This window comes from Mucilaginibacter lacusdianchii (genome assembly GCF_009770985.1).
GTDB lineage: Bacteria > Bacteroidota > Bacteroidia > Sphingobacteriales > Sphingobacteriaceae > Mucilaginibacter > Mucilaginibacter lacusdianchii.
Map to the genome: position 1 here is coordinate 1,170,726 of NZ_WSRW01000003.1, position 26,208 is coordinate 1,196,933.

Annotated in this window: 12 protein-coding genes; 2 read left to right on the forward strand and 10 right to left on the reverse strand. The window is 40.0% G+C overall.

Annotated elements, in window-relative coordinates; all coding sequences use genetic code 11:
- Nucleotides 1-61: 61 nt before the first annotated feature.
- From GPM24_RS18560 to GPM24_RS18570, 3 genes are all read right to left on the reverse strand, one after another.
- Nucleotides 62-2,593 carry an AfsR/SARP family transcriptional regulator gene (locus GPM24_RS18560; RefSeq protein ID WP_158828596.1) on the reverse strand — a complete coding sequence of 844 codons (2,532 nt, stop codon included), beginning with the start codon at nucleotides 2,591-2,593 and terminating at the stop codon, nucleotides 62-64.
- A gap of 178 nt (nucleotides 2,594-2,771) precedes the next feature.
- Complete coding sequence (locus GPM24_RS18565) at nucleotides 2,772-4,856, reverse strand: glycoside hydrolase domain-containing protein (RefSeq protein ID WP_158828597.1); 2,085 nt, start codon at nucleotides 4,854-4,856, stop codon at nucleotides 2,772-2,774.
- A 164-nt stretch (nucleotides 4,857-5,020) separates the two neighbouring features.
- Nucleotides 5,021-7,708 carry an alpha-L-rhamnosidase gene (locus GPM24_RS18570; RefSeq protein ID WP_158828598.1) on the reverse strand — a complete coding sequence of 896 codons (2,688 nt, stop codon included), beginning with the start codon at nucleotides 7,706-7,708 and terminating at the stop codon, nucleotides 5,021-5,023.
- Between the two features lie 358 nt (nucleotides 7,709-8,066).
- On the opposite strand from GPM24_RS18570, the gene GPM24_RS18575 reads away from it, so the two are divergent.
- On the forward strand, nucleotides 8,067-9,179 hold the full coding sequence (locus GPM24_RS18575; protein WP_158828599.1) for a metallophosphoesterase family protein: 1,113 nt from the start codon (nucleotides 8,067-8,069) through the stop codon (nucleotides 9,177-9,179).
- 181 nt (nucleotides 9,180-9,360) lie between these two features.
- On the opposite strand, the gene GPM24_RS18580 is transcribed toward GPM24_RS18575, so the two are convergent.
- The 5 genes from GPM24_RS18580 to GPM24_RS18600 all read right to left on the reverse strand — a co-directional run bounded on the left by GPM24_RS18580 (nucleotide 9,361) and on the right by GPM24_RS18600 (nucleotide 19,661).
- Entirely contained in the window at nucleotides 9,361-11,787 is a 2,427-nt protein-coding gene (locus GPM24_RS18580) for a glutaminase family protein (RefSeq protein ID WP_199269789.1), read from the reverse strand.
- Between the two features lie 106 nt (nucleotides 11,788-11,893).
- Nucleotides 11,894-13,750 carry a glycoside hydrolase family 2 protein gene (locus tag GPM24_RS18585; protein ID WP_158828600.1) on the reverse strand — a complete coding sequence of 619 codons (1,857 nt, stop codon included), beginning with the start codon at nucleotides 13,748-13,750 and terminating at the stop codon, nucleotides 11,894-11,896.
- 69 nt (nucleotides 13,751-13,819) lie between these two features.
- Complete coding sequence (locus GPM24_RS18590) at nucleotides 13,820-14,530, reverse strand: DUF3823 domain-containing protein (RefSeq protein ID WP_158828601.1); 711 nt, start codon at nucleotides 14,528-14,530, stop codon at nucleotides 13,820-13,822.
- Nucleotides 14,531-14,541: 11 nt separating this feature from the next.
- Nucleotides 14,542-16,431: a RagB/SusD family nutrient uptake outer membrane protein gene (locus GPM24_RS18595; protein WP_158828602.1), complete on the reverse strand. Its 1,890-nt coding sequence runs from the start codon at nucleotides 16,429-16,431 to the stop codon at nucleotides 14,542-14,544.
- Between the two features lie 23 nt (nucleotides 16,432-16,454).
- Nucleotides 16,455-19,661 carry a SusC/RagA family TonB-linked outer membrane protein gene (locus GPM24_RS18600; RefSeq protein WP_233268897.1) on the reverse strand — a complete coding sequence of 1,069 codons (3,207 nt, stop codon included), beginning with the start codon at nucleotides 19,659-19,661 and terminating at the stop codon, nucleotides 16,455-16,457.
- 176 nt (nucleotides 19,662-19,837) lie between these two features.
- Between GPM24_RS18600 and GPM24_RS18605 the strand changes: the two genes are divergently transcribed.
- Entirely contained in the window at nucleotides 19,838-23,830 is a 3,993-nt protein-coding gene (locus GPM24_RS18605; RefSeq protein WP_158828603.1) for a hybrid sensor histidine kinase/response regulator transcription factor, read from the forward strand.
- 151 nt (nucleotides 23,831-23,981) lie between these two features.
- Here the strand turns inward: GPM24_RS18605 and GPM24_RS18610 are convergent, their stop codons facing one another.
- Both GPM24_RS18610 and GPM24_RS18615 read right to left on the reverse strand, forming a co-directional pair.
- Entirely contained in the window at nucleotides 23,982-24,659 is a 678-nt protein-coding gene (locus tag GPM24_RS18610; protein ID WP_158828604.1) for a 3-keto-disaccharide hydrolase, read from the reverse strand.
- Nucleotides 24,660-25,101: 442 nt separating this feature from the next.
- Nucleotides 25,102-25,440: a potassium transporter KefB gene (locus GPM24_RS18615; protein ID WP_158828605.1), complete on the reverse strand. Its 339-nt coding sequence runs from the start codon at nucleotides 25,438-25,440 to the stop codon at nucleotides 25,102-25,104.
- Nucleotides 25,441-26,208: the final 768 nt, after the last annotated feature.

Below are 26,208 nucleotides of genomic sequence, written 5' to 3' on the forward strand. Positions count from 1 at the left end.
TAATTGCACTTAAAAATGGTTAACCCGCTATAATTGGTAAGATAATAAGGAAAGATTTTACTTACTGCGATATCTCTTCAAAGCTTATTGGATACGGTTCTCCGAAAGATTTATTGTAGTCGGCACCAAACTGTTCATAAACCCGTTTGGCCTGTTCCTTTCCCTTAAGCTTTTTAATGGCCTTTAGCTCATACCTAAGTGCCTCATCATTAAAAGGAGCAACACGTAAAATGAGTTTGGCTATCTCCAGCAATTCTTTGGTTTGTTTTTGCACATACAGTTTCTCAAGCTGAGGAACCAGCACTTCAAGGAACTTTTCCTCATATGCCTCTTTATAGGCATCAAGCCATGAGTCGTTCGCTTGCGGCAACAGAGATCCTCTTGTAAGTAAATTGTAATGAGCGTTTTCCTCAATTCGTGCTTTAGAACCATCGGCCAGGTGCTCACCAATTACAAAAAAGTCACAAAAAAAGCGTTCATCTTTCACAAATAAATAAACGTCATTTACAAACTGTAATTGAACTCCTTCAAGCTCGCTTAAGATGTTTCTTAGGTTATTAAATGTTACTCCCCTCAAATTTTTAGTTTGAGCAAATTCCTTTTCGGGCCAGATAGTTGAAGAGATTTTTTTAGACGATATGCCCTTGCTATCACTCATCAAAATTAATAGAAACAACTGCTTAATTTTGGGGCTGAATAAGTATGTGATATCCCGTCCCTGCCGGTTATACACCATAAATTCGCCTAGTAAATAGACAGCATTAGTTGTTACTTCGGTGGTTGAGAACCCTGCTGTTAAACCTGGTTCCGATTCATTGTCGGCATCTTCTAATGCTTCTGCCTGCATGCGTCTTCCTATAATGAAGGTAATTACCAGGCCTGCGATAATTATAACCAGAACGCCACTTACATACCACCACGTCAAGCTTTGCTTTTTGACCGGATGAAGAGACTGATAATAAAGCTTGGAACTGACCGGCGGATTAGCCAGCGAATACAATTTAATGTGTGAATGCGCCGGATCGCTGAATTCCTGCACGGCGCAAAAAAACGCCTTGGATTTTTTATCATAAAACAAATTAATATCTGTCTCGATTTTCTCTGACGTAACAGATATTGGGGCACTTACAATTTCGTGCGAGCCATCCTTCACTGAAAACTTATACAAGCGCAACTGCGTTTTTGCTTGTTCATGAGGATAACATAAAGCATAAAAATATTTTCTATCGCCCGAGAGAATTAAATTGTTGGCAGGAACAAACGGTGCTTTACCACCCTTAAAACTCCATAGTTTTTTCACTATATGCGTTTTAAGATTGATGTTGTAAAGATCATAAAATTCTTTGCCTCCTATGATTTGATCGCCAGACTCGTTACCATATCCGCCAAATAACAGTATTTCGTCTGTCCGAATTCCGGGCCCACTTGCCGAGAAAAAACGCGGATTTATCTTATCTCCGTTAAAAGCCGTCGGTAGCCATTTGTCGGCCGTCTTATCATATTTATAAAATGAATTGTGATATTTGAACGCGCCGTACCCGCCAAATAAAAATATGGTATCGTGGGTGCTGTTGTAAAAAGTGTTATGATGGTGTCGTTGGGTAGGCAAAAGTGCATAACCAATGTTTGTCCACTTTTTAGTTTCTAAGTCTAAAGCTGCGATGCTCGGTTTGCCCAATGCTATTTCGTAGGCATCATACACATAGCACTTATTTTCTTTTTCATTGATAATGCTTTTGCCCAGCAGCATGGGTAAGTCAAGCATGTTTTTATATGCAAAAGTCGTCTGTCTGTTGTTGTGCGTTTGGTAAACCGTTAGGGAGTCTTTGCCATAAATAAATAGTTGCTGTCCGGCTTTATAAAAATTTAATCCGGCTACGTTGCTGAATGACTTTTGAAATGTTGGAGTCCAAAAATATGAGTCGTTAATTAGCCAAATTGGATTCTCCACTTTACCTACGGCATCTCCGTCTCCATCATGCACTACGTTTCCATTCCATTCATTCAGCGGAAAAATGTAGTCTGACTGGTTATTGTAAACATGCACGTTTTTAATAGCCATATCAGGAACCTCTGTATAATATTTATTTTTTCCAAAATATACATTTCCCGAAAGCTCTTTACCAAAATGAAAGCCGGTGGCCTTATAGCGCTTATGGTCTATACAAAGCGCTACCGTATTACCAACTAAATCGAAGTCTAATTGCACCCGTATCCATTTATGCCGGCTAACCTCACCGTTGCGTAGCGGAATGCTTAACTTGTTGCTAACTCTGTCTATATTGAGGTTTAGCGATGATGTATTTTTTGTGTTTAGATAGCTTAAGCTGTAAGAATTTTCTTGGTCTGTAACCAGCAATATATAACCCAGATGATTCTGATCCCACAACATCAAATCAAAATCAATGTGCAATTGCGATTGAAAAGTACGGGTTGTATCCGTAAAGACCCGGTAGGATGTCCGCTTAGAAATTAAGTTGTTGTTGGATGAAAATTTAAGCCCCTGTGCTTTAACTACTGAAACATCAGCACAAACAAACAGGAAAAACAGGATACGCAGTAAACAAACAAAAAATCTATTTCCCTTAGGCATTCACCATTAAAGTTTAAAGTCGGAGGTTGCAAATCAGTTATCCGCGAAAATAACTTTTTTCTAATTAACCCAAACTTAACTCTCGCGTGTATTTTTCTACGCATTCACTAAATGGCTTGTTGTAACGAAACCGGCCAAAGTTATTTGTGCAACTTTGGCCGATTTGAAGACTGTACTATTATTTATCTTGTTGAGAAGCCATATCGGTTACCCATTGATTATTAATGCCAAAACTGTTTTCCGGCTTGTCTGATGTTTCAAATACCAGTTTTCCGCCTCTCATTATTTCTTGGTGCGTTACCCAGTTTCTATTTAACGGCTTGCCGTTTAAGTATACCGCCTTTATATAACGCTTTCTATCCGAATAATTATTTGTGCTGATAATCAAAGGTTTTCCTCCCGGCCAGTTAAACTTTACTTCATCAAAAAAGGGAGCGTTTAAATAATATACCGGCCATCCTACACAAGCAGGCGATAAACCACATGCCGCAAAAACATACCAGGCAGACATAGCACCGGCATCATCATCCATGGTGCGTACATAGGTATCGGGCCTATTGCGATAGATCACATCAACAAATGGATCAATGCCTCGGCTGTTGTCATTAAAATAATATTGTACAACCGTATCTAATGCATACTTATGCATCAATGCCTGAGATTTCCAGGGTTGCGCAGTCATGTTGTACATCAACGGAACCTGGATGTCAGGCTCATTAGCATGGTTGTATAAATCGTTATCGAAGAAATAATCCAGTTGTTTTAAGTACGCTTCTTTTCCACCTATCAGTTCAACCAGTCCTTTAACATCAAATGGTACAAACCACCGGTACTGCCAGATGGTTCCCTGATATAAACCTCGTGCGGATACCTGATCAACATCACGTTTGGTGATGTCTTTAAAATCCTTTTCCCAGTACTCTTTATAACGCAACGCTTTATTACGGTACTTGCTGCTTAATTCAGCTTTTCCGGTGAGCGCTAGTATTTCAGACAAAGCCCAGGTATCGTAGCTTGATTCCAGTGCTTTATCAGGGTGCGAAAAATCAAGCCGGTCTACTTCAGCAATTAGTGAGTCGGTTATGCTTTTAAAATCTACCGGATATCCCTTTCTGTATGCGTCCAGCAACACCACAATGGCATGTTCGGTACGTACAGTATTTGAGGGTTCATGGCGGGTTGCATAATCTTTTTTGCCGTATGGATAAAGATTGGCTATCGAAGCAGTTATCTGCCTGTACCTTTCTGGATAAAGGATAGACAGTAACGGTAATTGCGTACGATAGTTGTCCCAAATAGCCCAGCCATTATACACTGTATCAGCCGTGTGCTTAAGCGAACCATCAATGGTCCGATAAGCGCCATCGCGCTCGGAAACAATGTAAGGCGACTGTACCGTGCGATAAAGCAAGGAGTAAAAAAGTTTTTGTCTTTCGGGATTGCCTTTTACAGTAACACGCCCGAGCAAATTATTCCATCCCTGAGCGCTTTGCGCCTTTCGCTCAGAAAACGAGGCGCCAGGTAATGCTGCTTTAGCATGCGCTATATCTACAGATGAAAATGCAATACGAACATCTGTGCTTTTCACATTTTCAAGTACACTAACATTTAATTTATGGTTAGGCAGTGATTTAATGGAAGCCGATTTATCAAATTCGATTACATAATAAACACGGTACACGCCAACATTGCAGGTAGTTTGCGATTCGACCCAACCACTTATGAAATTGTTTTGAACCTCATGCTCTTCGTTCACAAAACGGTTAGCCAGCGTATGGCTCAAATCAACCCAAAAACCTTTTTTAGCTGCGGGAAATATATAATGCTCAGATCCTGACTTATTCACTACAGCAAATTCAGCACTGATGCCATTGGTAAAAGAAACCTGATAGTATCCTGCCCTTGCTTTTTCAGTGCTTTTGGTTAATATCGAAGTTGCTGCACTGTCGCCGATAAAAGGTTTTATCAATATATTACCACCGCTGCCTTGGCAACCTACCCCTTCAAAACGGTTATGCGTAAAGCCCATATACGTTTTGGCCTTATGCTCATAACCCATATGCAGCTTTGGATACGTTTCGGGTCCGATACTCATCATGCTGAACGGATAAGAGGCTGCCGGAGACATTTGTCCATGATCGCCTGACGATCCTAAAAACACATTGACCATTTCGGCAGGCTGCTGTTGTGCCTTTGTGGTTTGGCGCTGCGCATAGGTGCAATTAAACATAAATAAAGCAAGCGCAGTAAAGTATAATTTCATAATAAAGCGATAAGCGGCGCAAGTTGTGAATTTTTAACAGATGTTGCCAGCCTTGCCATGTTAAATTTATGTTTTGTATTTAACCCATTTGTTAACCAGTGGAATACTAGGTTAATTTGTGGACTAAATACAAAATACCAACTTTTCACATCGCTTCCTAGGTCTTACTTTATTACAAAGCGGTAAGTTCCCGCAGCTACATTCGTCACACTCAACACTTTTTTACCATCTAAAAAGGCATTTTGACGTGGCAACAGCGGAAAAGTAATAGTGGCATTTGAATTCGCTGGAACGGTTGCCTCATAAATAACGGTTTTGCCGGAACGTTTCCATAACGACTTGATAGTTCCGTAAGGCCCTGCGTGGCTAGCCGAAAAATGATTTAAACCGCTTACAAAATTAGGTTGCAACAGAACATGCTTAAATCCGGGATATTGTTCATCTGGTTTAATACCCGCAAGCCCCCGGTAAAACCACCCTCCTACGTCGCCAAACATCATATGGTTGAGTGAGATGTCGCGCTCGGCTTTTATATTCCAATTTTCATATAGTGTTGTTGCCCCGTTTACAATCCACCATCCCCATGAAGGGTAAGTGGTTTGTGCAGCTAATTTATAAGCTGTTTCCGCCTGTCCATTGTCGCTTAGTGCATTTAAAATCGACCTGCATCCCAACACTCCTACGTCCAGGTGCATGCCATCGGCTGCTACGCGTTTGGCCAAGTTGGCCGCTACTTTGGGTTTCATCCCATCAGGAACAATACCCCATTGCAAAGCCACGCTAAGCTCAGTTTGTAATCCGCTGCCATATAAACCGGTTTGGGCATTAAAATATTTTTCGTTGATGGCTGTCTTGATTTTTTGAGCAAGTGCATTATAAAAATCAAAGTCATCCTGCTTGCCAAGCAACTTGGCAGCCTTGGCTAATATAGTGGCATCAACAAAGTAGTAAACGGATGAAGTGTATTCTAACGGCGAGGTGGACTTAACCGGCACCCAATCGCCACGACCAAACATAGTCAGGTTGGCTGGACTTATACTCTTCACATAATTTACATATGCTTTGATGTTATCATAATTATCAGCTAGCGGTTTGGTATCGCCATAAAACGTATACAATGTCCACGGGATAATGGCAATGGTACTGGTCCAGTCAGTTCCGTTAGCATCACCATACCCCCAGCCGCCTGTTGGAATAATATCCGGCAAAACACCGTTAGGCTGCTGCTCGTCACGATGATCGGCCATCCATTTTTCATAAATGGTAAAGCTGTCGTAATTATATAAACCCGTTTCTATGGCAAAATGACCGTCACCTGTCCAACCATTTTTTTCACGTTGCGGACAGTCGGTTGGATATCCGTATAAATTAGATAGATAAGAATTATTGGTAGCCCACCACAACCTGTCAATCAGCGGGTTAGATGAATTCATTTGCCCTACTTGCGACACATCGCTATGCATAAAATAACCGGTAAGGCTTTCTTTTGTTAATTTGATAGGCTTGTTACTAGTTACCTCTACATACTGAAAGCCTTTGTAATTGAACTTAGGCATAAATTCCAGCACGCCTTTGCCGTTCAGCGTAACGATATCCGTTCCGAAGGGTTCCGTATTATCTTTCGGACGATAGTAAACGTCGATATTTGACAGATCGACGTGACCATTTGAATATAATCTTTCACCATGTTTTAACCGAACTACGGTTCCGCTGTCGCCCGTAAGTTTGATGCTGCTTACCCCTGCTATGTTTCTACCTAAATCAAACAAGTAGGTGGTATCGTTAAGTTTGGTTACTGATTTAGCCGGTATCTTATCTATATTCCGGATAGGCTGCATAACCTGACTTACAATATTTTTTGACGGGGCAGCTCGTAACATCACACCATTCCACTTTTTGTCGTCAAAATCAATTGTATTCCATCCCGGTATTTCCAAACGGGAATCATAATGCTCACCGGTATAAATACTGTTTAAGGTTAAAGGTCCGGTGTGTGTTTTCCATTTATTATCTGACACGATGAGTTCTGTACTGCCGTCAGTATAGGTTATTCTCAAATCCATGCAAAACGCAGGCCGTGCCCGCCATGGTGCACGGTCAAAGTTCCATACCGCTATCGACTGATGGTTGTACCAGCCATTCCCTAGCAGCACGCCAATGGCATTGTTACCGGTTTGCAGCTGGCTGGTTACATCGTAACTTACGTACAAGTTGCGCCTGTCAAACCGGGTGTACATGGGGTCTAAGCGATGGTTACCTACCTTCTCTCCGTTTAAGTATAATTCGTATAAACCAGCGGCCGCAATGTATGCCCTAGCTGATTTAATTTTTTTAGTGGCGTTAAAAGTTTTTCTAAAGTATCCTGCTGCCTTAGTATTGATGCCATTGTAATCACTTATCCATGTACCATGCCAGTTATCCATCTTCATCATCCCCGTTTCAAAGCTATTTATTGAGCTTTGAGGTAATTTATTGCCGTCTTTGTCCCAAAGCGATACTGCCCAAAAGTATTTGGTAAAGGGCTGCAGTGGTTTGCCGTTGTAATTAATCAAGGATTGTGATGAATTTACTTTATTGGAGTTCCAGGCATTTCCATTGCTATTTTGTACCTCAACCGAATCTGTACCCACAATGACCTGATAAGCGGATTGAGCGGCACTTTGACGATTATCTTTCATTAGCCAAGATAAACGTGGACTTTCAGCATCAATACCTATGGGGCTTTCCATGTACTCACATTTTAGATTGACCGGGAGGCCTGCCTCGCGATTCGATTTTTTTTGTGAATAAGCTGAACTGTGACATACAGCAACTGCAGCCGATAAAATAACTGCGTAGCGAAAGGTTAACATTTTCGGGAATTGGTTTAAAAAAGATTGCACAGAATAACAGGTACTTGTTTGAGGGCTAAATGAATATTCAACAATAAGCTATAATATCATAAAACTTTGTCATCGCCTAAACTATTGATAAAGTGTTATTTCAGCAATTTATAATTATAATTTATTTTAATCAGCGTTTAATTACAAGAGGCTTTTGCTTGGTATAAACAAACAAACCAAGTACTGTGAAATACCTTTATACAAAAGAACCATTTCGTTAAATTGACTTTAGGTTACTCATAGTAATTATCGCTAAACTACGTCAAAGTGCATTTGCCTGTAACCTTAACATAGGTTTAACAGGCTATTGCTTAGATTTACATCACTTATGCAAAACAATCAAAGCCGTCCGGTCATGAAATTAAATCAGCCAGACGACAATTATAAATTTCGACCATTTCCAAAAGCATCTGGCAAATATCCATACAGGCTATCAGTTGAACCGTTTGCACCCGTTGATCAAGATGTTTTAAATTTTCATATGGTGGGCGATACAGGAAGTGTACGCAATCCAAATTTTCAGCACCAGGTAAGTTCGGCCATGGCTCGGCAATATTCGGAAGAACAGGCGATTGAAAACAAACCGGCTTTTCTTTACCATCTTGGAGATATTGTTTATAATTTTGGAGAAGCGGCGTCATATCCTACGCAATTTTTCGCCCCATATGAGCATTATCCCGGCGCTATATTTGCCATTGCGGGCAATCATGATAGCGATATAAATCCGGAAGCGGAAACACCTTATCAAAGCTTGGATGCTTTTAAAGCCGTTTTTTGTGATTCAGAAAGGCAGTTACTCAATTTTGGCAGCGGTACAAAGCGCCTGAGCATGGTGCAACCAAATATTTTTTGGACTTTGGAAACCAGCTTAGCCACTTTTATTGGCTTGCACAGTAATGTTCCAAAATACGGTGTAATACCTGATGAGCAACGAAACTGGTTTTTAGAAGAGTTGCGGTATGCAAATTCACTTCGGCCAGAAAAGGCAGTAATTGTTTGTATACACCATGCACCTTACTCTGCTGATACTAATCATGGTTCCAGCATCCCGATGATTTCGTTTTTGGAGAATGCGTTTGAAGAAACCAACGTCAGGCCTGATACCGTTTTTAGTGGACACGTACACAACTACCAGCGATTCCATAAGACTTATGCCGACGGAAAGGTTGTACCGTTTATCGTAGCCGGTGCCGGAGGCTTTGATGAACTGCATTCAATAGCCGAAATTGGCGACGAACGTTATTCAGACAATCACAGTGCGTTTGAAAATGTTGAACTTCAAAATTATTGCGATAATAAACATGGTTTTCTGAAAATCAGTTTAAATCGGCAACATCCTGGTGGCATAATTTTACGCGGCGAATATTACACTTTATCAAGTAATGAAGTTGGACAGTCGACTACAAGCCTAGCCGACAAATTTGAAATTATGATAAACTGATAGATAGATTTGCAATCGCTTCGTTCTTCATCAACTTAGTATATTAACCTTTAGCATTGCATGATATAACAATTTAAAAGCACAAAAAAATATCCTTCAAATACACCTTGTAACAAAGTGTATTTGAAGGATATTGATAATAAGTAACGAATTTTGCTTAAGTCTCGCTTATAAGCTTAGATTATTTATTTTGCATTTTATTTCTTAACACTTTCATAAAGTATCCACCAACTACGCTTCTTGCCTGGAAGCCAATCATTCTTCCATCAACAGTTTCGTGCCAGTCGGTAAGTGGAACGCGCGATGGAGTTTGAGTAGCAAACTGATAAACAGGGTTAACCAACGCATTGAAATCATTAGCGTTATCAGTCATGGCAGCCGTCCACAATATCCAATCAGATTTGGTATAGGTTTTACGGCTGTCCAGCGGCAAGCCAAATTCCTTTTGCTTGGTTAAATAGTATTTAATTTCAGTATCATACACTTTCTGGGGGAATAGATCTAAGTTCAAAACTTTATCCCACACCATATTGTACTTTTGGCTCCAGGTATCATTGCTTTTAAATACCAGTGCGTAATGATCGCCGGCATTGGCAATCTGCTCCCACTTTTGAGCCATGTCAGCAGCCATTGCACGGTACTTTTCAGCTGTCTCTTTTTCGCCCATCATGGCAGCCATCTGTGCGTAAGCGCCAATAGCTACAATAGCTTTTACCGATAAATTGGCATTATGAGCCAAGTGACCGGCAAAGTCATCAGTACACAACTGATTTTCAGGATCGAAGCCAGCTTGTCCTAAAAAGTTGGTCCATGTAGTTAAGGTTTTCCAATGTTTTTTGGCATAGGCAATGTCCTTATCGGCTTTTACAATGGCGGCGGTTAAAATAATCATGTTTCCGCATTCTTCAACCGGCATATCTTCTCCATAGGTTTGCCCGTTGGCAATTGGATAAGTACCCAAATCGTGCGCTGCAAAAGGTTTGGTCCATTTGCCGCTTTCGCTATAATAAAAGATGCCATTCAGCATGCCTTTCAAAAGCTCTGGGTTGTACAACAAGTACAACGGCGCCGACGGATATGTTACATCGACGGTATTAATTGAACCATTGCTGAAGTTTTCTTTAGATAAAAATAGCAGTTCACCGTCCGGGCTTTTCACCAGCTGATGAGCCGCCACACTTTGGCGATAAGCCAATACGCCCAACTGTGCATAGTTTTCGCCACCGGCAGCTTTAGCATCCTGGTAGATTTTATCATCGGTTGCCTTGCACTGTGCTAATACACTATTGTAATTTTTAACGGCCTGACTTAACAAACCATCCATATTTGCACCGGCAGAATTGCGCCACCATGGCTTAAGGTTGTTGGTAAAATATTGTACTGAATACAAATCGTCGTATCCAACAGCCACAAACCTGCTGACAGGTGCCTTACCTACCGTTCCTAATGAAACTACAGTGTTCAACATTAATTGCTTACCGGTTTTGTTTACAGCGGCGTTGGGCTTGTTATTATAAAAAGCCGCTTCGGCCTCAGAACTGGTTGTAATATATTGTTTAGCACCAGTTGCTGCAACATAAACATAGCCCCAGTCAATTCGCAAATTATCACCTTTCTTTTGTAACACTGGTTGCTCTGTAGTACCAGCTTTCAATATACTTAAGCCGTTTTTGTTATACTTATCAGCTTGCACTTCCTGATATGGCCGATTAACAGCCACATTGGTTGATACGCCCTGATAAACATTCACCGTATGTGGCTTACCATCGTTAGCGGTAGCCTGATAAGTAATGTATGAAACTGGCGTAGTTAAGGTAGCCAGATTATTTAAAATAAGCGGGGATGTAAACGTTACTTTTAAGTTTACAGTGCCACACTTAAAGTTGTAAGTGGTTTGTGTAGCAGATATGTTTACGTTGGTTTGCTCCGCCAATTTGATATCAATGTCAGATTTATTTGTAACTTGATACTCCAAACCGGCATCCAGCCAACTGCCGCCGCCTGTATTTTTACAATGTACGGCCAACACGTTTTCACCAGTTGTTAAATAAGATTTAGCTTGCTCTGTTAGCTGGAACGGTTCGTAATCACCATTTGCGCCTTGTATGGTAGAAACCAAATGTCCATTCAAATAAACTTCAGCACCATCGTCATGAAAAACCCTTAGCATTAAATGGCCTTCGGGTATTTTACTTAGCGTAAATTTACGACGTGTGTAAAGGTCTTTGCCGATCCATTGCGTTCCTGCCTTAAAACGCTCGTCGCCAAAAGGCGCCGCGCCGGTTTTCCAGTTCGCATCATTAAAAGCAGTGTTTTGCCAGCCTTCCGCAGGTTGCTCATCCGCTAAATATTTACAGCTATAAGCTTGTTCTTCACTAATAGGTAATATGGCTTTATATTGTATCTCGGCCTGCCCCATAAAGCGATAAAACTGGTTATCTACTTTTACTACGCCCAACAGGGATTGCTCCTGCCCGGTCCAATGGTGGGTAACCGATTTATTAAGTGTATCGGTATTAGACCATATACTGAAGTAAGGATTGTGCGTAATTAGCGGATATGCCGGTGCTTTGCTTACCTGCGCTTGTGCGGAGGTAGCAACTGCCATCAATAATATTAGTGATCGAATAAATCTGTTTTGAACAGCGAAATAGACTCGGTAATTTCTGAGTACTTTCATCATTTAAGAGTAGGTATGTTATTTTATTGAATAGTTATTTCGAAGCCGATTTTGTTAATGCGGTTTCGTAGAGTTTGATGTTTTCTTTTCTTAATAGGTCTACCGGCATTTTAATTACCTTACGGTCATAGGTCATAAACCCGTTTACCTCTCCTTCCACATCAGTGGTTTGGGTATATACAGCAGCTGATAAACCACGTTTAATAAGCTCTTGCAATCTGTCGGTAAATGTGGTGTACCGTTTTAAGAGTGCGTTCTGATCTTTGAAATTTTGATAGCCCCAGTTGCGGTTGCTTTGCCAGATGTGACCTTCAACCGGCCAGCCTAAGCCACCAAATTCACCTAAAACTAATGCTACTGTTTTACCAAACAATTCAGGTCTTGGCATAGCAGGATGCGGGTAGTTATGCAGATCTACCATATGGCCAACCATAAAATAGTTACCGCCGCTGGCGCTGTTCACTAAGCGAGATGGGTCCTTTTTCATCGTCCATTCGGTAATCTCTTCGGTTTTGAATTGCCCCCAAGCTTCATTAAAAGGTGTCCAAACGACAATGCACGGGTAGTTGTACAGCGTGTTAATAATAGCGTTCCACTCTTTACGATAATAACCCTCTGACTCGGGTGTACGTTCTTTATCCGTCGCCGAATCGTAAACGCCAGGGTTGTTACCCCAACCGTTGCCTAAATCGCCACTTGGCATATCCTGCCATAGCAGCATGCCTACCTTATCGCAATGGGTATAGTAACGAGCCGGCTCTACCTTAATGTGCTTCCTAATCATATTAAAGCCCATCTTTTTCAGCTCGTCAATGTCAAAATTCATGGCTTCTTCTGTAGGCGGAGTGTACAGGCCATCAGGCCACCATCCTTGGTCAAGCGGGCCATACTGAAACAAAAACTCGTTATTAAGCATTAATTTTTGAATGCCTTTAGCATCAGGTGCAATTGAAATTTTGCGCATGGCAAAATAGCTTTCAATATTATCCACCGGTTTATTGTTGCGTACTAAAGTGATATGTAAGCCATATAGAAACGGATTAGACGGCGACCACAATTTTTGGCCAGGCAGTTTAATAACGGCCGAATCGCTAGCGTTGACTTGTGTCTGCGCAATACGAGTCTGCCCATCCATCACCTCAATGGTTATTTTATCGCCCGGACGGGTATTTTTTACGTCAGCAGCAATTTTAATAGTCTCACGATCGATGTCGGGGGTGTGCTTTGTAGATACTATATAAGTTTTAGGAACCGCTTCCAGCCAAACTGTTTGCCAAATGCCGGTTACTGGTGTATACCAGATACCTTCAGGTTTTTTCACTTGCTTGCCACGTGGTTGCGGGCCGTCATCTGTCGGATCCCACACCCTAACCTTAATTTCTTGTTTAGCTCCTTTAGCCAAATATGGGGTAATATCTAAAGTAAATGGATCAAAACCGCCTTCGTGCTTTCCGGCACTTTTACCATTTACAAAAATTTCAGATTGCCAATCCACAGCGCCAAAGTGCAACAATACGGTTTTAGATTTCATTGACGAAGGCAGCGTGATCGTATTTTTATACCACAGCAAACTATCCTTTCCAACCGGTCTGCCTACACCCGACAAAGCTGACTCTACAGCGTATGGAACCAATATTTTGCCGTCATATTTAGTCGGCTCGTTTTGCGCCTTTGGTATAATTGCGTATTGCCATAAGCCGTTTAAACTTTTCCAGTTATTGTTTCTGACCAATATGGGACGTGGGTATTCGGGCAGTGGTGATTGAGGATTAACCTTTTCGGCCCAAGGCGTGAGTATACGTTCACGAACAGGTTTCCACTGATTTTGTTGAGCGTGCAACTGCCCGCCACCTAACAGTAGCGTTAAATAAATAAGTAGCTTTTTTTGCATTATAATCAATATGGGTAAGTAGATAAAGCGATTTAAGTAAGGCCACCTTTTTGGGGTGGCCTTATGATTTTACAGTTGTAATTTTTGTACGGAGCTGAAAATCATGTCTTCAATACCTTCAATTTTTAAACCAATACGTGCAAATACGTAATTTTGCGTAGGCGTAATTGTTGGTACCGTTGTGGTCAAGGTTATGCTGTTTAAATCTGTGATAGCGCTTCCTGCCAAATCAGTAGTTGCAATGTTGTAATTTGGCCCTCCGGATACAAATTGCGTTTTGTTAACATATAAGGTTACACGCTCAATGTTGCGGGCATTAGCATCAGTAATAATTTTATTTATACCAAATGCAGCAGTTACAGCTTTGTTATTTACAGTCAGTTGAGGGTTTTTAATTAAATAATAAGGCGTTACAGTTAAATCTAGCGTCTGGTCGCCGGTAACGTTTACGTTTAAAGTATCCCTTCTGTTTGTGGATGTACTTTCGTTCCACCGGAATGGACCCTGACCGTTAGGTATGATAAGCTTATAATTACCACTAAACAACAGCATTGAGTAAGAGCCATCTTGGGCAAACGTACCTGTGATAGCGCCTGTTTTTCCAAAGCCGGGCTGATAGAGCTCTAGCGGGACCCGATCATACTCCACATTAACAGATTCGCCGTTATACACTAAACGACCTTTCAGCGTTATCTTCGGCGCATCGTAGGTGTCTTTTTTACAGGATGTGGCTACCCACATTAAGGCCATCAGAATTATATAAGGATATTTGAGTTTCATAATTTCGATTTTTATTGATTGGGTTGCTTAACAATTTTCGGATTGTTTGATAAAATGTCGTTATTAATCTGCGAATAATAATTACCAAACTGGAATCGGTTTGCTCCAGTTACTAAATTGGGTTTTACCTCCTTAAACAGCCATTTGCCGTTGTTAGGATTACCTGGATTGTAGTATTTATAAGGCCATAAACCCCAGGGCTGTGTATTTCTTTTAGTTGCAGATCCAATATTAGTCTTCAAATCAGCTAACGTCATTTGGTTGCCATCCCAAACTACGTGAGCAAGGCGCCATCTTTTCATATCAAACAAGGTATGCCCCTCAAACACAAGCTCCACCCGTCTTTCATGTACAATACGGTCAAAATTGATGTCCGTTAATGGATTAGTTAAACCGGCGCGAGATCTAACTTGATTGATATAACCAAGCGCTACTCCTGGCTGATTCAATTCAAATGCAGCTTCAGCAGCGTTAAGCAATACTTCGGCATAGCGGTAACGGATGAACGCTACATCGCTACGTCGGCCACGTCGGCCTGAACCTGTTGCCGGGTCTAAGTATTTGCGAATATAAAAGCCGCTTTGTGTTCTGAATTCTTTGCCATTGGCTGGGCCATCCCGACCTAAAACCTGCACACTTTGGTTTGTACCTGGAAGGGCCCTTAAGTCTGCCGCATCTGAACTGCTAAAGATACTGCCATCGGCCAACTGGTAACCAGCCCAAATATCCACAGGCTGACTTTTGAACAATCCGCCCGGTATTATTACGGTACCTTCTAAACGGGCATCTCTGCCTGCGAAAATATCCTGCTGGTTAGTATAAAAAATAGGGTTGCCGCTAGCGTCTGTGGTAGCAAGCGGAGCATAGGTATTATCCAGCTTTTCAAACGCTTCAACGATATTTAATGACGGGTTTAACCTGCCGGCATCACCGCCTTCTTCAGATTGAGAATAGGGCTGGTCATTTACTGTAAAAGAATGTGTTTTGGTAGTACCTGCTTTGAAATCCTCAACCCAGATGGATTCTTTATTTTTGCCACTTTTGTCGTAAAAAATTGATGCAAAGTTTTCGGATAAATTAGGTATTTCTTTATAAAGTTGATACCCACCAGCGCTGCCATTAATAATTTGTTGCGCAGCTGCAAGTGCTTTGGTATAATAGCCGTTTGCCATACTGGCAGGTATACCCACTTCATTGCCAGGAAGTGAAACCTGCGGCGTGTTAGTTCCATATTTAGCTATTGAGCCAGCGTATAAAGCCGCTCTTGCTTCCATAGCCAACGCAGCGCCTTTGGTTACCCTTGCCTTTTCGTCTGGGTTAGACGGTAAAAGATCTTTTATTGCTTCGGCTTCGCTAATTATGAAATCATAAACCTCAGACTCTTTTGCTCTTGGGTATTGCAAGCTAACCACATCTCCGGTAAATTCAAGGGGGGCGGTAATAAGCGGCACACCTCCCATTCTTTTCACCATTTCAAAATAATAGTTAGCGCGTAAAAAGCGGGCTTCTGCAATAAATCTTTTTTTATCATCTTCACTCAATTTGGTTGCTGCGGTAGCCCGTTGAATGAAAAGATTTAACTCGCGTATGTAAGCATAATCCCAGGTACCCCATTCGCCGAAACCCCATCCATTTCTCTGAACAAGGTATGCACTACCATTTTCCGATGGGAAAGCCTCACTAAAATCGGCAAAAGAAGCCCATCCATTATCCAGCCCCGAAAAATCGAGTTGACGATCATATAAGTTAGCTAAGGCCGATAAAACGAGAGTAGGGTCAGAAAACAAAGTTTCTGTAGGTATTATATTCTTTGGTTGCACATCTAGATAATCACTGTCCTTATTACAGGCGCCTGTGCCAAGCATTGCTGCAAGAATAAATGCTTTATATGTTTTTTTCATGAAAATTTGCTTTAATATATTTATTAAAATGTTAGGTTGACACCAAAACTAAGTACCCTGTTTTGAGGGAATTGCAGTCCGTTGTCATCAATAGTTTCCGGGTCAAGGCCATATTGTTTCATGTTATCGAACGAAAACATATTATACCCATTTACATAAAATCTGGCCCGCTTAATTTTTACCTTAGTTAAAAGGCTTGCAGGCAATGAATAACCTATTTCGAGCGTTCTGGCTCTTAAGTAAGTAATGTTATGAAGCCAATAAGTTGAGTTCCAGCCATAATCGGAGTGACCATTACCAGGATTGCGGCGGTTTGCAGGATATTTTCCGGGAATCCATTGGCTATTCACATCATAAGGGTCTGCATGGTGCCATCTGTCTTCAAAAATGGAATTTAAGTTACCGTCGTTCTGGAACGCCCATCTTGTTTCATAGTTTTGGAACCAGGTATATCCTGACGCACCTGAAAAGTCAGCTCTGAAATCAATGTTTTTGTAAGAAACGCCTAAGGTAAATCCGAAATTGATGTTAGGCTGCTGACCGTAGCCAAACCCTATCGGGCGTTGGTCATAGTCATCAATCTTACCGTCGCCATTTTGATCTTTATATATCAAATCGCCCGGAAGCAAGCTCGTGTTCCCTTTACCATCAATGTTTACCGGATAGGTATTAATTTGCTCCTGCGAGGTAAACTGACCAATAACTTCCTGTCCCCAGTCAATATTCCGGAAGCGGTTTTCGGCAGAGTTCCGGTATTTATCCCAAGAGTTGGTGTATTGAGGGTTATACCTGTCAATTGTTTTTGCGCGTGTATAAGCAATGTTACCACCAATATTAAATCTCACTTTTCCAATAGTATTATTGTAGTTTAATGAAAGCTCTTCACCATACTGCGCATCGCTCTCTAAATTTTCTTTAGGTAAGTCATAGCCAAGCTCTGAAGGAACCAAACGGTCAATTCTTATTTGGGGTAATCCTGTTCTTTTACGATAAAAGTAGTCTATTGTACCAGTTAGCTTACTGTTTAGTAAAGCGAAGTCAGCTCCAACATCAAAAAGCCTGCTTTTGGTCCATGATAATTGCGTAACAAGTCCTCCTTGGTCACGTGCACCTACAATATTATTTCCATTTAAAATTGCCGAACCCGAATTGTAATTATATCCAGGCACAAACTTAAATGCGGGAACAACAGGTGAATTCTGATCATAAGGGTCTCTGTAGTCGCCTAATACGCCGTAAGATGCCCTGAATTTAAAATCGTTTAAAACGGGATTAGCGCCAAGCAGGTTTTTCATAAATTTCTCTTCAGTTATACGCCAGCCTACAGAACCTCCCGGAAAGTAGCCAGCCCGTTGATCTGGTGCAAATAAATAAGATGCATCCCGGCGGCCCGATAATTCTAAATAATATTTGTTGGCATAATTGTAGTTGAAACGGGCAATGTAACCAACGCGTCTGTCTAAATTATCACTATCATCATATGTATCAACAGTAGGGAAATAAATAAGTGGCAAATTATTAGACGTTGGTATGGCATGCAGCCAGTTTCGTAAATTATGCTGTTCAAGCCTTTCAGCAACCAGCAAGCCACCAAAGGTGTGCTTACCAAATGTGTTGTTATAAATTAATTGTAATTGAGCGGTAGTATTGATGTTTTTGATTTGCTCACGCTCGCGCCATGGGTTATTACTGCCACCAGTTCTTAAATAAGTATCAGTAGCTGGTTGGTAGGTATAAGTATCATAAGTATACTCGTGGTTATTGGTCAGATTATCGGCATAATAATATGAATATACACCTTTAGCTACCAAACCTTTAATGCCCGGAATTTCGTATTCAGCGTTAAAATTAGTTTGTACTACGCGCCAGTCGCTACGATAAACACCGGAGGTCTTTTTATTTAAAAAAGCGTAGTTAGACTCGTTGTTTGATATTGTATTTAGATAATTAGGATTATCGTTAGCATAGGGGCGTTCTGTTGGCTTATTTCTTAACACGGCAAACCGGGCTAAAAAGTAGTCATCTCCACCGGGTACACCTGGGTTTTCACGGCTTTCGATCCGTCCGTTCATGTTTAAACTTATCCTAAGGCCGTTGGCTACTTTGGCACTTACATTTGATTGTATATTATTACGGCTAAATTCATACTCTTTACCCATCTGTGAGTTTTGGTAAAAATGAGTACCCGACACGTAATAATTAAATTTATCGCTGCCACCCGTAAAGTTTATATTAATGGTTGAAAGCGGTGCATTGGCATTACTATTCAGTACATAGTCTCTCCAGTCAAAACTTTGATATCCTCGCTCTGTACCAATCCGGTATTTTTCTAATTCCGCTGGTGAGATACTAGTAGTACCGAAACTGTTAACTTCCGCTTCGGCACGGTAGCGCATATAATCATAAGCGTTATTCACCACATTCGGAAAGCGGGTCCAGTTTTGCATCCCATAATTTGCATCCACGTTGATGCGGGTTTCGCCTGCTCCTTTTTTAGTGGTTACCACAATAACGCCATTAGCACCTAATACACCATAAATGGCCGCACTGGCATCTTTTAATACCGATATATTTTCAATATCGTTAGGAGCTAAGTTATTAAACTGGCCTTCGTCTTGTTGTATACCGTCAATTACATATAACGGGCGCCCCATATTACGAATCTGTATACTGGCACTTGCTCCCGGCCGACCTTCAGCTTGCCGAAAGGTTACACCCGGTAATTTACCTGCCAGTGTGGTACTTACCGTGGTTCCGGCGTGTACACGCTCAATATCCTTGCTCGTAACAGAAGAAATAGACCCGGTTACGGATTCCTTTTTTTGTGAACCAAAACCAGTAACTACTACTTCCTGCAACGCCGAATTGCTAGAACGCAATCTAACCCGGATAGCGGTTTGACCGTTCAGCGGAACATCCTGTGCATCATACCCTACGTAAGAGAACGTAAGTATACTGTTAGCGCTTGGAACAGTAATGGTAAATTTGCCATTTACGTCGGTTGTCGACCCACCCGGGGCGGCTCGTACCTTAACAGCAACACCAATAAGTGCCTGCCCTGTAGTATCGATTACGCTCCCACTTACCTTAATTTGAGCCGACGCTTCTTTAGCAAAAAGTAGAAAGGCAAAAAAAGATAGGATTACTAATGAAACTTTTGGACACCTTACGTTAGGTGGCCATTGCATACGGGAAGAGATCCCATACTTACGTGGTAAAGTTTTTCTCATAAATTATTAATTAATTGGTTGGTTATGATTTAAGACAAATTGGTACGTCTTAATACAGCGGTAAAGTAAATCGATTCAGCAGATTTTTGGTTAGTCAAATAGTATCAAAAGTTGGTTGAAAAGTATCATTTGTTTCTTTTAGGGTAAAAAATTACATTTGTTTCAAGCAAACCAATTTGAAACCGAACTCATTCACTTACCTAATAATTCTGGTTCTCCAGATTTATATCTGTAATGCGCAACCTTATTATTTTAAGCATTATCAGGTAGAAAATGGATTATCCAATAATACCGTTCATTGTATTTTACAGGACCGGCGGGGCTTTTTATGGATGGGTACTAAAGATGGCCTCAATTGCTTTGATGGATATACATTCAGGGTTTTTAGGCATAACCCTAAGGACAAAAATAGTATTGAAGATAATATAGTGCATACCCTGAGCCTCGATCAAAAAGGCGGTTTGTGGGTGGGTACAGATAAAGGACTTGATAAATATGATTTTGATAAGGAGACTTTTGTTCATATCAAAACAGCTACCGGCAAACAGGTAGCCAGCATTGCACACGATGCCCAGAATAACACTTGGTTTACCTTGGGCACGTCGTTAATGATGTTTGACAAGCGGGGCAAGCTTACTGATTATAGCCCCTATCAACATTTTGAAGCCACAAGTATTGCTTATGCTAACAACAGCATTTGGGTTTCTACAGCCGCTGGCACAATCGAACGGTTAAAGAGTAGACAGCCTTATTTCACCAGCTACAATTTATTTAGTCATTCAAAGTGGGTAGCATCTAACCATATTGAAACAATCTATAGTGCTGGCAACAAAAAAATACTGGTAGGAACTACTAATCAAGGGGCAAAAGAATTTAACTGTGTTGACGGCACTTATAAAGATTTGCTGACTTACAAAGAAGACCATACAGAAATTTATGTCAGGAACTTTCTAAAGGTGAGTAACCAGAAGGTATGGATTGCAACAGAATCAGGCATATATATTTATAATACACAAACCGGTAGCTTTACGCATCTCAAAAAAAGTTATAACGACCCATATTCTTTATCAGACAATGCCATTTATGCCCTTTATAAAGACAAAGAAGGCGGCGTTTGGGCCGGCACCTATTTTGGTGGGTTGAATTATTATTCGCAGCAGTATTCCATATTCAACAAGTTTTATCCGGGTTCGGATGATGAAAACTCTTTGAAAGGCAATGTGGTTCGTGAAATATGTAAAGATAGCCATGGCAATATGTGGCTTGGCACCGAAGATCATGGCTTAAATAAATTGAGTGCTGATAAACGTACCTGGACACACTACTGCCCTAACGGATCTAACGGGTTATCCAATACTAACATACATGGCTTGATGCCTAATGGAGACGAACTTTTTATCGGCACTTTTGAAAGAGGGCTGGATGTGCTGGATATTAACTCGGGAAAAGTAAAAAGGGTTTATTTGGCCGGAAAAGATAGCAATGAACTAAAGAGCAACTTTATAATGGGTTTCTGCAGAACCCGTTCTGGAGTTATATTAACGGGGACAACCAAGGGTTTGTATCAGTATCGAAATAGTAGTAAAGATTTTCACCTAATAAGTAAAATTCCGCAAGACGCTTTCATATATGCTATTCAGGAAGATTTTAGAGGTAACATATGGTTGGGTACAGTAAATGAAGGTTTATATTATTATAATCCAAAACAAGATATCGGCCGCAAGGTTAAGTTTAAATCGCATGCCAAAGTTCTTGAACGTGCTACAATAAATGGCTTATTTGAGGATAGTAACCATAAAATGTGGTTGGCTACCGAAGGTTTAGGTTTGTGGAATTACAACCCGGAGAGCGGCAGCTACAAATGCTACAACATTGAAAACGGCTTTCCCAGCAATCATATCTATAAAATACTGGAAGATACTAACAAAAACCTTTGGATAAGCACCAGCCATGGCTTGGTATGTCTCAATCTTTCAAAAAATTCAATAACGGTTTATACCAAGGCCAACGGTTTATTAAGTGATCAGTTTAATTATAACTCGGCATTCAAAGACACTGATGGCACCTTGTATTTTGGATGTGTTAAGGGTATGATCAGCTTCAATCCCGCGGCATTTAAGCAGGATGTAATAACTTACCCAGTCTATATCACAGGCCTTCAAATAAATAATAAAGATGTAACTGTAAAAGGAAGAGACTCATTATTAAATCAGTCCATTAACCATATTAAGCAAATAAAATTAAATCATAATCAATCTTCCTTTAGTATAGATTTTGCTGCTTTGAACTTTTCTTCACCGGAAATGACTCGTTACCAATACAAAATGAAAGGTTTGGATAACGGCTGGACAGAATTAAAGCGTAATCGAAAGGTTTATTTCACTCAACTATCACCCGGGCATTATACCTTCATGGTCAAAGCTGTCAATAGTAGCAATGAATGGGATTCTAAAGTCACTAAACTAGAAATATATATTGCACCTCCAATTTGGGAAAGTTTTGGTGCATACGTTCTGTATATTTTGATAGGTTTATTGGTAATTTACTATTTGTTTAAGAGATACCACCTTAAAATACGGCAAAAGCATGAGCGCTTTATTGAACTTCTGAATCATGATAAAGAGAAACAGATTTACACCGCCAAAATTGAATTTTTTACCAACATTGCTCATGAAATAAGAACGCCCCTTACTTTGATAAAGGGACCTATGGAAAATATAATTAAAGAATTAGAAGTGGTTCCAAACGTTCAGGACAACCTGAAGATGATGGAAAAGAATACCAACCGGTTATTGGAACTTACCAATCAGCTTCTAGACTTTCGGAAAACAGAATTGGATGGTTATCGCCTGAACTTTGTCAGAACTGATATTGGCCAGCTATTAGCCGACATTTTTTCGCAATTCAAATCATTGGCTGACAGTAAAAATATTGTCTTCACATTAAAGCAACCAGACGAGAATGTGTATGCCTATGTTGATGTAGATGCATTCATGAAGATTATAACCAACTTAATTGGCAACGCGGTTAAATACGGTTATTCGGTTGTAGAAATTGAATTGATGAAATACAAGGCTGAAGACAAAACGTTTACCATTGAATTTAAAAACGACGGCTACCTAATACCTTTTGAAATGCGTGAAAAGATTTTTGAGCCATTTTTTAGAATGAAGGTTGCTGAAAAGCACACGGGAACAGGAATAGGCTTGCCGCTATCACGTTCACTTACTGAATTACATAAAGGTATTTTAACACTGGGTGAACCTGTTGACAATTTGAACATCGTGCTACTTTCCCTTCCTATACATCAAGATTACGAATTTGATTTTACGGTCCCAGGCGTTAATACTGTGCAACCGGATGCAGACAGCCGAGATATTTTAGATACTTCTACAAAGCCCGTTATTCTTTTAGTAGACGACAACCCTGAAATACTGGAATTTATTTCGAGAGAATTAAGAGATAAATATGCAGTTGTTAAAGCTCGTAACGGGCAGGAGGCCATTAACCATATTGGTAGTAAAAATGTGCAGTTAATTGTAAGCGATGTGATGATGCCTGTGATGGACGGCTTTGAGCTATGCAAAAAAATCAAAACAAACTTGGCTTACAGTCATATCCCTATTGTTTTGCTTACTGCTAAATCTACGTTACAAAATAAAATTGAAGGGCTGGATATTGGAGCCGACGCTTATCTTGAAAAACCGTTTTCTCCTGATTATTTACTTGTACAGATCGCTAATTTGCTTAGTAATCGTGAGAAGATTAAAGAGCATTTTGCAAGCTCACCGGTCACATCTATTAAATCAATAGCCCACTCTAAGGCCGATGAAAAGTTTCTGGAAAAACTAAATGCTATTATTTGTGAAAATATTCAAAACACAGACCTAGATGTAGAATTGATTGCAAGCTTGATGAATATGAGCAGGCCCACATTATTCCGCAAAATAAAAGCTGTATCAAACCTTACTTTGAACGAATTGGTTAACATTACTCGTTTAAAAGCCGCTGCCAATTTGTTGGAAGAGGGAACCTACAAAATATATGAAATAGCAAACATGGTTGGATACAACTCACAATCGCAGTTGGGCAGAAATTTTCTTAAACACTTTGGAACTACCCCTACTGATTACCAGCAAAATAAACAAAAAGTTCGTGTCAACTTATAGCTGACCTGCTAAGTTTAATTGTTGGACCTAAAAGCTGTGTTTTTAGAAAGAAGTTGCTATGTAAAATCTAATTATAAAAGAAACGCAGACAATTCGTCTGCGTTTCTTTTATTAAGGTTATGGTTGTCTATGATTTGATCAGTAAAACATACTATAATTGCTTAATTTTGATATTTTTATAATCAACTACAGCACCGTGCGATTGCAGAGCTATGTGACCTTTTGGATATTTAGCAAAGTCTTTCCATGTTTTGAACTTACTGTTGTTCATCAGTTCAGTCCATTCTGCACTGCCTATTTGCACGTTTATTACTTCCTTGTTGTTAAGCCAGAAAGTAAGCTGCCCGTTATTTTTGCGAATTTTGGCTATGTTCCATTGTCCAGCCGGCTTAGCTGCGTCTGCTGGAGCAGCCTTCAAATCGTACAGGGAACCAGCAAGGTGATTTGCTTTCTTGTTATCTTCTGCCTTTTCATTATCCAGAACCTGCATTTCAATACCAGATAAATAAGTAGCACCCAAAGACGAATCTTCATGAACACCGAAAATAATACCGCTGTTGCCTCCTTCTGCTATTTTCCAATCTACAGAAAGTTCAAAGTTTTCATACTCGCCATCGGTTATCAAATCAGCCTGACCAGGAGCTTTTGGATCCAACTCCAAGGAACCATCAACTACTTTCCATGCACCTGCATCACTTTTTAGGTAAGCATGCCAGCCGTTTGTGGTTTTACCATCAAACAAGGGTTGCCAACCTTTTTTTACCTGTGCAAAGGAAGCATATTGCATCGCTGCACCAACAACAAGAGTACTTAGAATTATCTTTTTCATATGGATAATAGAATATTGGCAGCACATAAAAATGCTGCCTTTTTATAGGTTTAAAAATATTTTTTGAGTTGCTAATACAAATAAAGCTAAACGCGCATGTAAGTTAATAAAATATCACTATTCTACAACATGCCTTTCTTTTCTAACCTGTATCATATCTTTCAACAGCAATCTCTGCAAAGCCAATAACAAAAATGATATTCGGTAAATTTTTATATTTAGGTAATTAATTCTCGTTTACATACAAGTTGTCAGATTGGTGAACTATTATTATTCGCTCACCTATTAACATCTGTACTTTACTTCGGCTATCACAATTCTACAAATGGACACAGCTTTTTTGTTACTGATAGCTTAGCAAAAGGTGTATTTCAGCCAAAAATAGAAGCCACCATGTTAATGGCAGCTTTACACATACAAATACTATTTGCGAAACCAAATATTAGTCCCACATGGTCCCCGCAAGGCCTAACACCAGCGCCACCCACATACCTATACAGTATCCAGTAAAACTTAACAACCAAAACACACGTCCCGCCCATCCAGTTAACCGGCGCAGTGGCTCTGTAATATCGTAGCATAAGCCTGTCATAGCACCAAGAAACGGTGTAAGCAATAAAGGTTTAATTCTCCAATACTCCCCCCACACTGGCTTACCTTTTCCTGCACCAATTACAAAAAAACATATCATAACAAGTCCGATTCCTGCCCCAAATAACATACGCTTACATAAAGAAGAGGTAAATAAAGGCTTTTTTGTCAAATTCTTTATCTGTGTCATTGTATCATTTTAAAAGTTCTTTGAATTACAAAGTTATTAACTTACAATACATTTACAAGTTAAAAAGAACGTTTTGGGATGTGTTATACTATAGGGAATAGACATCACTTATAATCCTAATCCTCGATTAACTAGCAAATCCTTGTTAAGAATGTTGGTTATCTATCTTTGAGAGGAACGCCATGTCGTCTATAAAAATAATTTATATCGCTAGCCCTGATATCCACAATTTTCTACCCTAACAGACCACCTTTATACTTATAGTTTTTATCAATCAGAATCTTTTTACTTTGTTTAACATTGTGCTTTTCTTTTTTTTTAGATTAAAATGTAAGTTATGGTCGTTTTAGAAAAAATATCGGCTTGACTTTTTTTAAATACGCAATGTATAGGCCGGTGAAGATGAACAGCTTTGTCTATTCTCTGTAGCGGTCTGATACCGCATTTTTAAACATTTAAGTTATAATCTATTAGCTTTATTGATTATCTTAAAACATTTGCTTTTTGTTGCCTGAGCGTTGTTTTTCAAACATGAATAGAATCCTAATTAATATTTAAATTGATATTGTTTATTCCTTTTTGATCAGAGATGATATTATTTATGATTTAACAAGAATGTTAAGAATTTACTCTTCTAGTCCTTAATATTTGTTCTATCTGCAGTGTAAGATCAAGGTTAGCTTATAGTTATTAAGGATAGCAATGGAACCGACAGGAGTCGGCTATTACGGCATCGGCCATCCATCCCCAACTTTATAGAAACGCAAA

Coding starts and splice junctions, on each gene's coding strand:
- GPM24_RS18610 (WP_158828604.1), bottom strand. CDS start 24,659: ATGAAAAAGATAATTCTAAGTACTCTTGTTGTTGGTGCAGCGATGCAA.
- GPM24_RS18600 (WP_233268897.1), bottom strand. CDS start 19,661: ATGAGAAAAACTTTACCACGTAAGTATGGGATCTCTTCCCGTATGCAA.
- GPM24_RS18615 (WP_158828605.1), bottom strand. CDS start 25,440: ATGACACAGATAAAGAATTTGACAAAAAAGCCTTTATTTACCTCTTCT.
- GPM24_RS18585 (WP_158828600.1), bottom strand. CDS start 13,750: ATGCAAAAAAAGCTACTTATTTATTTAACGCTACTGTTAGGTGGCGGG.
- GPM24_RS18595 (WP_158828602.1), bottom strand. CDS start 16,431: ATGAAAAAAACATATAAAGCATTTATTCTTGCAGCAATGCTTGGCACA.
- GPM24_RS18575 (WP_158828599.1), top strand. CDS start 8,067: ATGCAAAACAATCAAAGCCGTCCGGTCATGAAATTAAATCAGCCAGAC.
- GPM24_RS18565 (WP_158828597.1), bottom strand. CDS start 4,856: ATGAAATTATACTTTACTGCGCTTGCTTTATTTATGTTTAATTGCACC.
- GPM24_RS18560 (WP_158828596.1), bottom strand. CDS start 2,593: ATGCCTAAGGGAAATAGATTTTTTGTTTGTTTACTGCGTATCCTGTTT.
- GPM24_RS18580 (WP_199269789.1), bottom strand. CDS start 11,787: ATGGCAGTTGCTACCTCCGCACAAGCGCAGGTAAGCAAAGCACCGGCA.
- GPM24_RS18590 (WP_158828601.1), bottom strand. CDS start 14,530: ATGAAACTCAAATATCCTTATATAATTCTGATGGCCTTAATGTGGGTA.
- GPM24_RS18570 (WP_158828598.1), bottom strand. CDS start 7,708: ATGTTAACCTTTCGCTACGCAGTTATTTTATCGGCTGCAGTTGCTGTA.